Annotated in this window: 15 protein-coding genes; 13 read left to right on the top strand and 2 right to left on the bottom strand. The window is 62.9% G+C overall.

The annotated features are described in order from the left end of the window. Window positions 1-163: 163 nt before the first annotated feature. Window positions 164-1,078, top strand: coding sequence for an EamA family transporter RarD (rarD, locus tag CO671_RS13545; protein ID WP_097606372.1), 915 nt, complete (start codon window positions 164-166; stop codon window positions 1,076-1,078). 18 nt (window positions 1,079-1,096) lie between these two features. Here rarD and CO671_RS13540 read toward each other — a convergent pair whose 3' ends face one another. Then, window positions 1,097-1,720, bottom strand: coding sequence for a TIGR00730 family Rossman fold protein (locus tag CO671_RS13540; RefSeq protein ID WP_097606371.1), 624 nt, complete (start codon window positions 1,718-1,720; stop codon window positions 1,097-1,099). A gap of 155 nt (window positions 1,721-1,875) precedes the next feature. On the opposite strand from CO671_RS13540, the gene CO671_RS13535 reads away from it, so the two are divergent. The 5 genes from CO671_RS13535 (at window position 1,876) to CO671_RS33730 (ending at window position 8,147) form a co-directional block, all read left to right on the top strand. After that, window positions 1,876-3,924 (top strand): LysM peptidoglycan-binding domain-containing protein, encoded by a 2,049-nt coding sequence (locus CO671_RS13535; protein WP_097606370.1) that lies wholly within the window; start codon window positions 1,876-1,878, stop codon window positions 3,922-3,924. Window positions 3,925-4,121: 197 nt separating this feature from the next. Beyond that, a complete protein-coding gene (locus tag CO671_RS13530; protein WP_097606369.1) occupies window positions 4,122-5,999 on the top strand; it encodes an ABC transporter ATP-binding protein/permease in 1,878 nt (625 codons plus the stop codon). A 137-nt stretch (window positions 6,000-6,136) separates the two neighbouring features. After that, window positions 6,137-6,835 carry a phosphatidylserine decarboxylase gene (locus CO671_RS13525; RefSeq protein ID WP_097580275.1) on the top strand — a complete coding sequence of 233 codons (699 nt, stop codon included), beginning with the start codon at window positions 6,137-6,139 and terminating at the stop codon, window positions 6,833-6,835. A gap of 19 nt (window positions 6,836-6,854) precedes the next feature. Then, the gene (pssA, locus tag CO671_RS13520; protein WP_097606368.1) at window positions 6,855-7,700 is read left to right on the top strand and encodes a CDP-diacylglycerol--serine O-phosphatidyltransferase; all 846 of its coding nucleotides are present in this window, start codon (window positions 6,855-6,857) and stop codon (window positions 7,698-7,700) included. Window positions 7,701-8,000: 300 nt separating this feature from the next. Further along, window positions 8,001-8,147, top strand: a complete 147-nt coding sequence (locus tag CO671_RS33730; RefSeq protein ID WP_010028596.1) for a hypothetical protein — start codon at window positions 8,001-8,003, stop codon at window positions 8,145-8,147. A gap of 240 nt (window positions 8,148-8,387) precedes the next feature. Here CO671_RS33730 and CO671_RS13515 read toward each other — a convergent pair whose 3' ends face one another. Further along, window positions 8,388-9,152 carry an SOS response-associated peptidase gene (locus tag CO671_RS13515; protein WP_097606367.1) on the bottom strand — a complete coding sequence of 255 codons (765 nt, stop codon included), beginning with the start codon at window positions 9,150-9,152 and terminating at the stop codon, window positions 8,388-8,390. 272 nt (window positions 9,153-9,424) lie between these two features. On the opposite strand from CO671_RS13515, the gene CO671_RS13510 reads away from it, so the two are divergent. The 7 genes from CO671_RS13510 (at window position 9,425) to CO671_RS13480 (ending at window position 13,662) form a co-directional block, all read left to right on the top strand. Next, on the top strand, window positions 9,425-9,859 hold the full coding sequence (locus CO671_RS13510) for an NUDIX domain-containing protein (RefSeq protein WP_097606366.1): 435 nt from the start codon (window positions 9,425-9,427) through the stop codon (window positions 9,857-9,859). Between the two features lie 123 nt (window positions 9,860-9,982). Next, the gene (locus tag CO671_RS13505; RefSeq protein WP_170964982.1) at window positions 9,983-10,426 is read left to right on the top strand and encodes a TIGR02301 family protein; all 444 of its coding nucleotides are present in this window, start codon (window positions 9,983-9,985) and stop codon (window positions 10,424-10,426) included. Window positions 10,427-10,529: 103 nt separating this feature from the next. After that, window positions 10,530-10,787 carry a hypothetical protein gene (locus CO671_RS13500; protein ID WP_004675135.1) on the top strand — a complete coding sequence of 86 codons (258 nt, stop codon included), beginning with the start codon at window positions 10,530-10,532 and terminating at the stop codon, window positions 10,785-10,787. Between the two features lie 18 nt (window positions 10,788-10,805). Further along, window positions 10,806-11,558: a hypothetical protein gene (locus tag CO671_RS13495; RefSeq protein WP_097606365.1), complete on the top strand. Its 753-nt coding sequence runs from the start codon at window positions 10,806-10,808 to the stop codon at window positions 11,556-11,558. A gap of 84 nt (window positions 11,559-11,642) precedes the next feature. Beyond that, window positions 11,643-12,533 (top strand): folate-binding protein YgfZ, encoded by an 891-nt coding sequence (locus CO671_RS13490; protein ID WP_097606509.1) that lies wholly within the window; start codon window positions 11,643-11,645, stop codon window positions 12,531-12,533. Between the two features lie 29 nt (window positions 12,534-12,562). Beyond that, window positions 12,563-13,135, top strand: coding sequence for an HD family hydrolase (locus CO671_RS13485; RefSeq protein ID WP_097606364.1), 573 nt, complete (start codon window positions 12,563-12,565; stop codon window positions 13,133-13,135). Continuing rightward, the gene (locus tag CO671_RS13480; protein WP_010029698.1) at window positions 13,132-13,662 is read left to right on the top strand and encodes a tyrosine phosphatase family protein; all 531 of its coding nucleotides are present in this window, start codon (window positions 13,132-13,134) and stop codon (window positions 13,660-13,662) included. The genes CO671_RS13485 and CO671_RS13480 overlap by 4 nt, the downstream gene beginning before the upstream one ends. The last annotated feature ends 37 nt before the right edge of the window (window positions 13,663-13,699 follow it).

Below are 13,699 nucleotides of genomic sequence, written 5' to 3'. Positions count from 1 at the left end.
GTCTGTTCCGCCGGTTCTGCAAGGCGGCGGATGCCGTCATCTTCCGCCCATGCTGCGTTTCCGCTTCAAATCCTCTCACCCTTCATTCAACGAAATGAATTGGCCTATTCACGGCGCTTAAGCTAGGCCGGATCAGAAGAAGAACAAAGATGGAAACACGCCGATGTCGACCGATGTATCCGTTCCGCTGGCCAAGAACGAAGACAGTCCGCGCGGTTTTGCCTTCGCGCTGACGGCCTATCTGCTCTGGGGCTTCCTGCCGTTCTACATGAAGGCGCTGGCGCATATCCCGCCGGCCGAAGTCATCGCCCACCGCATCGTCTGGTCGCTGCCGCTGGCCGGCATCGTGTTGATCCTGCTCGGGCGTACCGGAGATATCGGCGCAGCGCTGCGTTCACCGCGTATGCTCGCCATGGGGGCGCTGACGGCGTCGCTGATCACCGTCAACTGGGGCACCTATGTCTGGGCGATCGGCGCCGGCCACTCGCTCGATGCAGCACTTGGCTATTTCATCAATCCGCTGTTCAGCATCTTTCTCGGCGCAGTGCTCCTCAAGGAGAAGCTGCAGCCGCTGCAGATCGCGGCGATCGCGCTTGCCGCGCTTGCCGTCGCCATTCTCGCATTCGACAGCGGCGGCATTCCGTGGGTGGCGCTGACGCTGGCCGTCAGCTGGGGTTTCTATGCTCTGCTCCGCAAGACGCTGCCGCTCGGACCCAATCAGGGTTTCTTCCTCGAGGTTCTGATCCTCAGCGGGCCGGCCCTCGTCTACATCCTCTATCTCGAATTCAGCAGCGGCCTCGGCCATTTCTACCGCACCGGCCTTGCCGATACGACCATGCTGCTCGGCTGCGGCGTCGTCACTGCCGTGCCGCTGATGATCTATGCCAACGGCGCAAAGCTGCTGAAACTTTCGACGATCGGCATCATGCAGTATATCGCGCCGACGATGATCTTCCTGATCGCCGTCTTCGCCTTTCGCGAGCCGCTGAGCACGGCGCGCATGATCGCCTTTCCGCTGATCTGGGCCGGGCTGTTCTTCTATAGCTGGTCGATGCTGACGGGGAGCCGCGGGCGCTGAACCCGCGGGGAACCTACCTCACATTTTCGAAATTACCGCGTCCTCGCCGTCGCGATCGGCGGCGAGCTGGGCTGCCTGGGCCATGATCGCCGGTATGATGCCGGAAACGTCGTCGACGATGAGCGGCTGCACCCGGTGGGCGGTGTGCAGGAAACCTTCGTCGGTCATATGGCGCAGCAGTTCCATCATCGGATCCCAGAAACCGTTGATGTTGGCAAAGACCATCGGCTTCTCATGGCGGCCGAGCTGCGCCCAGGTCATGATCTCGACGATCTCCTCCAGCGTGCCGATGCCGCCGGGCAGCGCGACGAAGGCATCGGAGCGCTCGAACATCGTATGTTTGCGCGCATGCATGTCAGGGGTTACAATGAGTTCGTTGAGCTGACCGAGCGAATGGCGAGTCGCTTCCATATCGATCAGGAACTCCGGGATGATGCCCGTGACCTGACCGCCGCCTGAAAGCACCCCGCTTGCAACCGCGCCCATGATGCCTTTGGTACCCCCGCCATAGACGAGGCGCAGGCCGTATTCGGCGATCTCTCTTCCGAGAGCGCGCCCGGCCGCCATGTGGGAAGGATCGCGTCCGGGCCTTGAGCCGCAGTAAACGCAGATGGATCGAATCGATACAGATTGTTCGGTCATGGAGGCGAAACAACTATTTCATTTCAATGCAGTCAAGAAAATTGACTGAAAAGCAGCGTGCCTAGCTTGTCTAATTGCTTTGAATGCTTGTGAAAAGCAACGGGAATCGCTAGCAATTTTCGGTACTACGGCAAATTGCCGCCTTGGGAGACATAATGATGAAGAACCGTGCCGGCTTGCTGGCCCTTGCAGTGCTCGTATCCGCAATCTTACTGATGGTGCTCTTTGTCATGCCGCGCATTAGCGGCGATGCAACCAAAGTCGGCGACGCTATCAACCAGGCGAGCACGGAGCTCAAGAACACGGTTAACGAAGCGGCAAAGACATCGCGCTCCCCTGCTGCGGTAGCTGATCAGCTGGGCCGTCTTTCAGCCGATGCCGGTGTAGCGCTCGGCGAGCTCAAGGCGCTGTTTGCCGACGGCAAAGGCCCGGCCATCGATGTCTTCACCGCCGCCAAGACCAAGACGATCAATGCGCTCACCGCACTTGCCGGCTTCACCATTCCCGAGGGCGTCGATCCCGCAACGCAAGCCGTTGCCACGAAGGCCAAAGAAGGTGGCGCCAAGGCGCTCGCCATCGTGCAGTCGCTGCCTGAAAACATCACCGATGCGCTTGCCGCAATCGCCAGGGCCGAGGCTGCGCTGACCGGCGCAGCCGAGCCGGCCCCTGCCGCGGCGGCGAATGCCGGCCCGAAACTTCCCGCCTTCGACGTCCTGCGCGTCGAGCCTGACGGTTCGACCGTCATCGCCGGTTCCGCCGAGCCGAACGGCAAGCTCGAAGTGCTCGACGGTGAAAAGGTCGTGACGACGGCAGATGTCGGTCCGAGCGGCGATTTCGCCGCTGTCCTCGACAATCCGCTTCCGGCCGGCGACCACCAGCTCGTGCTGAAGGTGACGGGCAAGGATGGCAAGACCACGCTTTCCGAAGAGGTCGCGACCGTTTCCGTGCCCAAGGACGGCAATGGCGCCAACCTGCTCGCCATGGTCTCCAAGCCCGGCACAGCAAGCCGCATCATCACGGCGCCGACGGGCGGAACCGAAGTCGCCGACGCCTCCAATCCGGCGGTGGCGCCAACGGACAAGCCGGCAACCGGCGTGACCGCGGCAGCCGATGCCCCGGCCGCGACAGCTGCACCGAGCGGTGAGCTGGCGCTGCAGACGCCTGGCCTGCCCAATGCCGCCGCCGGCGGCACGGCAACAGCCCCGGCCGTTCCCGGCGCGGCCGAAACCGACAAGGCCACCGCGCCTGACGTGATGGTCAACGCCGTCGAGATCGAAGGCAACAAGATCTTCATCGCCGGCACGGCGCGCGCCAACGCCAAGGTCCTCGGTTATGCCGACGACAATCTGGTCGGCCAGGACACAGCCGGTGCCGACGGACATTTCGTTATCGACGGCGTGATGGCGCTCTCGGTCGGCGACCACAAGATTCGCGTCGATGTCGTCGACCCCGCGGGCAAGGTGATCGTGCGCGCGGCAGTGAATTTCAATCGCCCGGCAGGCGATCAAGTGAGGGTTGCCGCTCAATCCGGTCCCGTCGACGTGAACGGGGCTTCGTCGATGGTGCCGCTTGACGAAGGTGAGCTCGGCAAGCGCAAGGCCGAGGCCGGCAAAGCCTTCGGCTTGCTGAAGGGGCTGTTTGCCGATGGCAAGCTGCCGGGCGCCGAACAGCTTGCGGCAGCACGCTCGGCGACGGAATTCGCGCTGCGCTCGCTCGCCGACTTCCGTCCGGCCGCCGATGCGTCCGACCCCTTGAAGCAAGCCTCCGGCGCTGCCTCGCAGACCGCTTCCAGTGCGTTGAAAATCCTGCAGGGGCTGCCGCAAGACGCGAAGTCGGTCGGCGCCACGCTCGACCGGCTCGGCGCGCTGATCGCCGAACTCACCGCAGCACCCGCGCCGGCGGCACCCGCATCCGCGGCACCGGCTGCCAACGAGGCTGCCGGCGACCAGCCGAAGACGATCGAACAGGCGCCGCTGACGGCCGACAACGCAGCGGTCATCATTCGCCGCGGCGACACGCTGTGGCAGATCTCGCGCCGGACCTATGGCCTTGGCGTGCGCTACACGACGATCTACATCGCCAACGAGGACAAGATCATCGATCCCGACCGCATCCGCCCCGGCCAGATCTTCGGCCTGCCGAAGGATGCCTTGCCGAATGCCGAGGAACTGCACCGCAAACGTCTTTCCGACCGGCATCTCTAAACATATCAGAACACCATGATCGGGCCGGGCGGGATAACCGCCCGGCCCGGCTTTTCCTGAACCCTGCATTTGTTGTATTCATCCGCCCGGCACCCTATCTGGCGGTGACAGGGAAACGCTTTCGAGCACGTCCCGCTCGCGCTTTGCCAGCATCGATACAGGCGACCACGGCAATCCCGACCGGGCTGGAGACACGCATGGCAAACGGCAAAACTGTCTCGGAATCCCACCTGCTCAGCACGCTTCTCAACCTCTGGCCCTATATGTGGCCGGCCGGCCGGCCCGACCTCAAGATGCGCGTCGTCTGGGCCTCGGTTTATCTGCTGATCTCCAAGTTCGTCCTGCTGCTCGTCCCCTATTTCTTCAAATGGTCGACTGACGCGCTGAACGGCAGGATGGATCTGGCCGGCACCGTGCCGCCGCTGCTTGCCGGCGCGATCGCGCTTGTCATCGCCTATAACGTCACCCGGCTGATCCAACTCGGCCTCAACCAGCTGCGCGACGCGCTGTTTGCCAGCGTCGGGCAACATGCGGTGCGCCAGCTCGCCTACAGGACCTTCGTGCACATGCACGAGCTGTCGCTGCGCTTCCATCTGGAACGCAAGACCGGCGGTCTCTCCCGCATCATCGAGCGCGGCACCAAGGGCATCGAGACGATCGTGCGCTTCACGATCCTCAACTCGGTCCCGACCGTCATCGAATTCCTGCTGACGGCTGCGATCTTCTGGTGGGGTTACGGATTTTCCTATCTCGCCGTCACCGCCTTTACGGTCTGGGCCTATATCTGGTTCACGATCCGTGCATCCGACTGGCGCATCGCCATCCGCCGGTCGATGAACGACAGCGACACCGACGCCAACACCAAGGCGATCGACTCCCTCCTCAACTTCGAAACCGTCAAATATTTCGGCAACGAGGAGATGGAAGCCAAGCGTTTCGACAAATCGATGGAGCGCTACGAGAAGGCGGCGACCGATGTCTGGACCTCGCTCGGCTGGCTGAACTTCGGCCAGGGCGTCATCTTCGGCATCGGCACGACGATCATGCTGGTGCTGTCGGCGCTGGCCGTCCAGCGCGGCGAGCAGACGGTCGGCGATTTCGTCTTCGTCAATTCGATGCTGCTGCAGCTTTCCGCGCCGCTCAATTTCATCGGCTTCGTCTACCGCGAAATCCGCCAGGGGCTGACGGATATCGAGCAGATGTTCGATCTCCTGGAGGTGAAGGCCGAGGTCAAGGACGCGCCCGATGCGACAGAACTCAGGATCGGCCAGGGCGCGATCTCCTTCAAGGACGTGCACTTCGCCTACGACCCGGCCCGTCCGATCCTCAAGGGGATTTCCTTCGACGTGCCGGCCGGCAAGACGGTCGCCGTCGTCGGCCCGTCGGGTGCGGGCAAATCGACGCTGTCGCGGCTGCTCTATCGTTTCTACGATATCCAGAGCGGCACGATCACGGTCGACGGCCAGGATATCCGCACGGTGACGCAGAAGAGCCTGCGCTCGGTGATCGGCATGGTGCCGCAGGATACCGTGCTCTTCAACGACACCGTTGCCTACAACATCCGCTACGGCCGCACGTCGGCCAGCGATAGCGAGGTCTTTGCCGCGGCCGAGGTGGCGCAGATCGCGCATTTCATCGAAATGCTGCCAGAGGGTTTCGAAACCAAAGTCGGCGAGCGCGGGCTCAAGCTTTCGGGCGGCGAGAAGCAGCGGGTGGCGATCGCCCGCACCATCCTCAAGGCGCCGCCGATTCTCATCCTCGACGAGGCGACCTCGGCGCTCGACACGACGACGGAACGGGAAATCCAGACGGCGCTCGACGTGGTTTCGAAAAACCGGACGACGCTGGTCATCGCCCACCGGCTGTCCACCGTCATCAGCGCTGACGAGATCATCGTGCTGAAAAGCGGCGAGATCGCCGAGCGCGGAACGCATGCCGCATTGCTTGATCAAAACGGTCTCTATGCCTCGATGTGGAACCGCCAGCGCGAGGCCACACAGGCCGAGGAGCACCTGAAACAGGTGCGCGAAAGCGACGATATGGGCGTGATCGCGCGGCTTGCGCCGGCCAACTGATTGGGGAACCAGACGCCGGTACAGGCTTTTGTTGTTCAGAACCCCGGCAGTCGAACGGGGGTCGAGGCCGCAGCATTGCCCCGGAGGCGGTTTTTCGCTAACCAGCAAAAAACGACAACGCAAGGAGACCGGCAGCCATGAGCCTGTTCAACACGGTTCGCAACACGATCGTCCCCGTGCACAAGGAGGGTTATCCCTTCGTGGCCGCCTTCTTCGTCGCATCGCTGATCCTCGGATGGATCTTCAAGCCACTCTTCTGGATCGGCATGATCTTCACGCTGTGGTGCGCCTATTTCTTTCGCGATCCCGAGCGCGTGACCCCGCAGGACGACGATCTGGTGATTTCTCCCGCCGACGGCAGGGTCTCGGCGATCCAGATGGTGACCCCGCCGGCCGAGCTCGACCTCGGCTCCGAGCCGATGCTGCGCATCTCGGTGTTCATGAATGTCTTCAACTGCCATGTGAACCGGGCGCCGATGCGCGGGCGCATCGTCAGCATCAACTACCGCTCCGGCAGCTTCGTCAACGCCGAGCTCGACAAGGCCAGCGAGGACAATGAGCGCAACGGCCTGGTGATCGAAACCCGCCACGGCCAGATCGGCGTCGTCCAGATCGCCGGTCTCGTGGCGCGGCGTATCCTCTGCTGGGTAAACCCCAACGAGCCGGTCGATGCCGGCGAGCGCTTCGGGCTGATCCGTTTCGGCTCCCGGCTCGACGTCTTCCTGCCCGCCGGTGCGGCGCCACGTGTCTCGCTCGGCCAGACGGCGATCGCCGGAGAAACCGTCATCGCCGAATTCGCCTCCGCCAAGGGTCCCGTCATCAGCCGCCGCAGCTAGGTTTAGATTGGAACGCGATATGGAAACGCCTTTTCCGCCCTTCGAGCCCAATGGTCCGGATGATTCCGCCCGCGGCCCGCGTCTGCGCGAAATCCCGCTCCGTCTCGTCTTTCCGAACCTCATCACCATTCTGGCGATCTGCGCCGGGCTGACCGGCATCCGGCTTGCTTTCGAGAATCGCTACGAGCTCGCCGTCGCCATGGTGCTCGTCGCCGCCTTCCTCGACGGCATCGACGGGCGCGTCGCACGGCTGATGAAGGCGACCTCGAAGTTCGGGGCGCAGATGGATTCGCTTGCCGACATCGTCAATTTCGGCGTCGCACCCGCCCTCGTCGTCTATGTCTTCGCGCTCGACCAGGCGCGCTCGCTCGGCTGGATCGCCGCCCTGATCTATGCGATCGCCGCCGGGCTTCGTCTTGCCCGCTTCAACGTCATGGCCGAACGCGAGAACAAGGCGAGCTGGCAGTCGGAATATTTCGTCGGCGTGCCGGCGCCGGCCGGCGCCATGCTGGTGCTGCTGCCGGTCTATCTCGGCTTCCTCGGACTCGCGACGGACCGCACCTTCGCCTATCTCTCGTCGATCTATACCGTCGTGATCGCCTTCCTGCTGATCAGCCGGCTGCCGGTCTGGTCGGGCAAATCGGATGGCAACCGGCTGCGGCGCGATCTCGTGCTGCCGATGATGCTCGGCGTCGTACTCTATGTGGCTCTGCTGATGAGCTACACCTGGGAGGTGATGGTGTTTACCGTTGCCGCCTACCTTGTATCGCTTCCCTTCGGCGCGCGGAAATGGCGGCGGAAATATGGGACGCTGACGATCGAGGAGCCCGGCGTCGGCGACGACGATATCGGCCGTCACATCTGACCTTCCAGCATTTCCTGGCCTCTCTCCCCTGGAAATGCTGCTCCCCTCGTTCTCGCAGATTCCCGGAAAACGTGCGCTTCTTCCGGGGAAGCCATGAGCTTCCCCGGGGAAAACGGCTGTGCAGTTTTTTTGGAACCGCTTCTTTCAGTAAGTATTAACCAACGTAGGCTTCAGTTAAGCCTCGCGAATTATGGTGGGCGTTCACAATTCCTGATAAGCGACGCCGCCGATTTGTCGCTATTTCTGGCGAAACTGCAAAAATAAAATATCCAGGGAAGAACCACGTAAAGGAGAGTATCCGTGACTTCGAAGAAGAGCAGTACCGGCGAACAGCAGACGGCCAAGCCGGACCTCGCCGCCAACTATCGCCCCGTCGGCCTCAAGGCCGTTGCCGCGGCATCGCTGATGGCAAAGAACAAGCCGGAGAGCGTCAAGAAATCCGCCTGAAGCGCCGAGCTTCGAACTGCCGTCACCTGCGCTTCACCTTCCAGTTTCCGACATGCCGTTGCCCCAAGACTGCGGCATGTTTCTAAAGCGTCGTGATCTTGCGGATTCGTTTCTTGCGCTATAGGTCTTTGTTCTCAGGCATGTCGTTGCCGCAAAACCGCTACACGCTTTTTGCGCGACATGCCGTGACATCGCGAATGAGCCGAACAGGCCGCCGTGCCGGAAGCGGCCGATAGCGTGTCAGAAAAAGCTGAGCTGGCCGTTATTCGGCCTTTGCTTCTCGAGTGCCTTGAGCGGCCGTTCGATGACGACCGGCTCCTGCAGATCAGGCCCCATATTGGCAACCTTGTTGACCTTGTCGGAGACCGGTACGGCCTCGAAGAAATCGTCCTGAACGGGCTGCGTCAGGTCGGCCACCTCACGCGGTTCCTGCGTCCTGCAATCGAGCCAGCGCGAGAAGTCCTCCGGCTTGATGACGACAGGCATGCGATCGTGGATCGCCGAGATGCCCGCATTGGCCGACGTCGTCAGGATCGCGCCGGTATCGACCTCCGAGCCATCGGCCGAGGACCAGGTTTCCATCAGCCCGGCAAAGGCGACGATCCCGCCGTGGCGCGGCCTGATCCAATAGGCCTGCGGCTTGCCGCCGCTCTCCTTCGGCGGACGATGCCATTCATAAAAACCCGAGGCCGGAATGAGCACGCGGCGATGACGCATCGCCGCCCGAAACGAGGCTTTGCCGATCGCCGTCTCGGCGCGCGCATTGATCAGCAGCGGAAATTCCTTCGGGTCCTTGACCCAGGCCGGGGTGAAACCCCAGCGCACCAGCACCGCGCGCCGGTCGGCCAGGTTGCTGCCTCGCTCCCTGCCCTCGCCTGCTATGACGACGAGGATCGGCTGCGTCGGGGCGATGTTGTAGCGCGCCGGAAAATCGTCGAGATCGACGCCGGAGAGGAAATTGCTCAGCTCTGCGCTGGAACTTGTCAGGGCGAAACGTCCACACATCGGCCTGTCTTTGCACCCGGTCCGAGTCCGGTCAAGGCACCCGGAGCATGCCGCGCAAGACTGTGCAGCGGTTTTCAAGAACATGCCGCGACCAAAAAGCTAAAGCGCTGGAATCTTTGTCGCACACATGGCTTCATCTCGGGAACCGCTGCACCGCCTTCCGGGCCTTGTCTTCCGAGCCGGCCCACACGAAAATTGCGGAAGCCAGGCAGCGGCGGCATGCAACAATCGGTCCATGCGATAGAATCGATCGTCACAACGAGGGCAGTCTTATGATCTCCACCGCCAAAGCCGCCTCCTCCGCCATTCTCGAACGCGACGGGCGATTCCTGCTGGTGTTGCGACGCAACCCGCCTTCCGCCGACATGTATGCCTTTCCAGGTGGGCGCGCCGAGCCGGGCGAAACGCCGGAGCAGACGGCGCTGCGGGAATTCCGCGAGGAAACCGGCATCCCGGCACATAATCCGCGGCTGTTTTCGACCTATGACCTGAAGACGCATGGGCCGGACGGCAGCATCAAGAGCCATTTCTTCCTGTCGGTCTTTCGGGTCGAGGCCGACCGGGACATGGTGGCGGAGGCCGCCGACGATGCAGCGGCGCTGGGCTGGTACACGGTGGATGAGATTCGGCGACTGCCCGTGCCGCAGAGCGTGCTCGAATGCGCGGAACGGCTGGCACAGGATGATTATAGGCCAACCGGCCGATAATCATCCTATTCTGAATTAAAGTTAGAGCATGATGTCATCCGAAAACCGCTGACACTTTTCGGCATCATGCTCTGGCGGGCGGCGAATAGAAGTGGAAACTTTCAAGCGCGCCTTGTTGCCGTCATGCTCAACGTATCAACTGGGAGCATGATTCCCGTTCGACGCGTTGTCCTGTCCCTGCTCGTGCTCGCCGGCCCCACCATGGCTCAGGGCAAGAACACGCCGCCTCCACAGGAGGAGGAGATTGCGCCGCCGGCCGCGATCGTACCCTATGACGACAAACTGGCGCGGCTCGCTGAAGTGCTGGGTTCGGTGCATTATCTGAGAACCCTCTGCAAGGCGGCGGGCGGTGATGAGTGGCGAAAGGGCATGCAGCAGCTGCTCGATTCGGAGGCCGGCAACGAACCGCCACGCAAGGAAAGGCTCACTGCAGCCTTCAATCGCGGCTATCGCGCCTTCGCCTCGGTCTATACGGATTGCACCCCGGCGGCCATCGTGGCAGAAGAGCGCTACCGTAACGAAGGTGCAACACTTGCCACAGAAATTACCTCGCGCTTTGGAAATTGACGTTTAATTAACCTGTTTTCGCATGCGGACGTGTCGTTTTGGGAAAAGGCTGTTAGTGTTGTTAACGGTGCAGTAAGAGATGAGAAGTTCTGAGGAAAAGACAATGGAAGCAAGCCTCAACGAGATCGACGACATGATCGTCCACGAAAAGATGCAGGCGGCTCTGGAGTACCAGAACGAGGCTTGGGCCGACGGCATGGCTGACGGGATCGAGCCTGAGATCATCGCTGATGCCGCCATCGCGCATGCACTGCGCGAGACCATTAGATTGCATGGGGAAAGCAGCGCCGAAGCTCTGCTCGATTCGCTGCGCGACCGTATGCTTGCCGGCGAATTCTCCGCCAACCGCACCCTGCAATAATTTTTATCAGAGAGTTCGATGCGCATCGGTAAAGAGAAAGTTTCGCGAATTCCGCTCGCGCCGGTGATGCTTGCATTCAGCCTTGCCGCCGGCAGTCTCGCCCTTGCGCCCTCGGCCTATGCGCTTTCCGAACTGCACAAGATCCCCGGCCAGCCGAACGATCAGCCGGCACAGGGAAACGCCCAGGGGCAGAGCCAGCCGCAGGGCGACACAACCCCCGGCGTTCCCATGGCCGATCCGCTGGTCAACAGCCAGAACAGCCAGGGTGTCGACAAAACGCCGGGCGCGCAGGACAATTCCAAGCCCGTCGAGGTGATCCACGACATCAGCAAGGCGCCCGAGCCGGTGCGCAAGATGCGCCAGCAGATCGTCGAAGCGGCCGCCTCCGGCGATCTCGAACGGCTGCGGCCGCTGATGGGCGCCGGCGCAGAGCAGACGCAGGTGACCGTCGGCGAGCCCACAGACGATCCGATCGGCACGCTGAAGGATCTTTCCGGCGATCCCGATGGGGACGAAATCCTCGCCATCATGCTCGATATCGTCTCGACCGGCTTCGTGCATGTCGGCCAGGGCACAGCCGAAGACATGTATGTCTGGCCCTATTTCGCCGAGAAAGACCTGAAGTCGCTGACGCCGCCGGAGCGCGTCGAACTGCTGCGCATCGTCACCGCCGGCGATCTCTCCGACATGCAGGAATTCGGCGGATATAATTTCTACCGCCTCGGCATTACGCCCGACGGCAAATGGAAATTCTTCACGGCAGGCGACTGACGCCCCCACGCAAGCCGCATGGCGCTTGCGATCCACCTTATGAAGTCATACCTCTGAGCGATGACCAACGCGACAGGTTCCGCCATGCCATCCGTATTCCTGAAAGACCGCTCATTGCTCTCCGTCGGCGGCGCGGACGCTCAATCCTTCCTGCAGAACCTGATCACCACCGATATCGCCTCGCTTGCTTCAGACGAGGCGCGGCCCGGGGCGCTGTTGACGCCGCAGGGCAAGATCCTGTTCGACTTCATGATCTGGCAGGACGGCGACGGCTATGTGATCGAAACCGATGCCGGCCAGCGTGACGGGCTCATGAAGCGGCTGACGATATACAGGCTGCGGGCCGCCGTCACGCTTGCGCCCGTCGCCGAAGAAGGCATCAGCGTTTGCTGGGGCGAAGATGCCGATGGCATCAGCGACGCCGAGGCCGTCCGGGACAGCCAGGGCGTCCGGGACAGCCAAGGCATCCGGGACAGCCGCTTCGCCAAGGCCGGCATCACGCTGACCCGCCAGCCGGGACGGCACGGTGATGGCGCTGAGGCGCTCTACGACGCGTTGCGCATCGCCCACGGCGTTGCGATATCGGGATCGGACTTCGCGCTGCAGGATGCCTTTCCGCATGACGTGCTGATGGATCTGAACGGCGGCCTCTCCTTCAAAAAGGGCTGCTATGTCGGACAGGAAGTGGTTTCGCGCATGCAGCACCGCGGCACCGCGCGCCGGCGCGTCGTCACGGTATCCGCCGCAACGGCTCTGCCCGGGACGGGCACTGCGATCACTGCTGCCGGCAAGCCTGTGGGGACACTCGGTTCCGTCGAGGGCGGCAGCGGACTTGCGATCGTGCGCATCGACCGCGCCGGCGCCGCGATGTCGGAAGGCACGCCGCTGCTGGCCGGCGAAACACCGGTTTCTCTCACCCTGCCGCAATGGTCCGGCCTTGCCTTCCCCACCAGCGCCGACGAGGCCAGCGCGTGACGACTAAGGCTCCGCGCGCCTGGCAACGCATGCTGTCCGGGCGCAGGCTCGACCTGCTCGACCCCTCGCCGCTCGATGTCGAACTCGCCGACATCGCCCATGGGCTCGCGCGCGTCGCCCGCTGGAACGGCCAGACATCGGGCGATCATGCTTTTTCGGTGGCGCAGCACAGTCTCGTCGTCGAAGATATTTTCCGCCGCTTCAACAATGCCCGGCCGGAGGAATGCCTGATGGCGCTGCTGCACGACGCGCCGGAATATGTGATCGGAGACATGATCTCGCCGTTCAAATCGGTGGTCGGCGGCGGCTACAAGACGGTGGAAATGCGGCTGGAGGCGGCCATACACCTGCGCTTCGGCCTGCCGCCGCATCCCACGCGCGAGCTCAAGGAGCGGATCAAGAAGGCCGACACGGTTGCCGCCTATTTCGAGGCGACGGTGCTTGCCGGTTTCACGCCGGCCGAGGCGCAAAAATTCTTCGGCCAGCCGCGCGGGGTCAGCAGGGAAATGTTGATGATCGAACCGCTGCCGGCAGTGGAAGCGCAGCGGCTGTTCTGCGAGCGTTTCACGGCGATCGAGGCCGAGCGGGAGATGGGATCGTGAGCTTCATCGTCGTCTCGCCGCTGTCACGCATCGCCGAAATGGCGGTGCGCCACAAGGCCCGCGACATGATCAGCCTGATCGCCAGGGAACAGGCTTTTCACCGGCCGGGCGTGATCGCGCCCGAGCGCCACCTGACGCTTGCAATGAACGACATCACGTTCAAGGGCACCGGCGGTCTCGTGGCGCCCGATGAAACGCATGTGCAGGGGATTATCGAGTTTGCCGCATCGTGGCGGCAGGAGACGCCGCTGCTCATCCATTGCTGGATGGGCGTGTCGCGATCCCCGGCGGCCGCTCTCATCGCCGCATTGTCGCTCGCACCGGATCAGAGCGAGGAAGAGCTGGCACGGCGGCTGCGCGCCGCTTCGCCTTTCGCGACGCCGAACACCCGGCTGATCGAGATCGGCGACACCTTGCTTGACCGCGGCGGCCGGCTGGTCGCGGCCGTACGGGCAATCGGGCGCGGCGCAGATGCCGACGGCAATGCGCCCTTCTTGCTTGGGATTCGGGACGCCGCCTGCGGTTGACGCTGCCGCCGGCCGCTCCATCTTGCCCTCGACCACG

Origin of the sequence: Rhizobium sp. M10, assembly GCF_002531955.1 — a bacterium.
GTDB lineage: Bacteria > Pseudomonadota > Alphaproteobacteria > Rhizobiales > Rhizobiaceae > Rhizobium > Rhizobium etli_C.
Note: the sequence above shows the minus strand (reverse complement) of the source record. Positions and strands in the feature narration are given on the sequence as shown.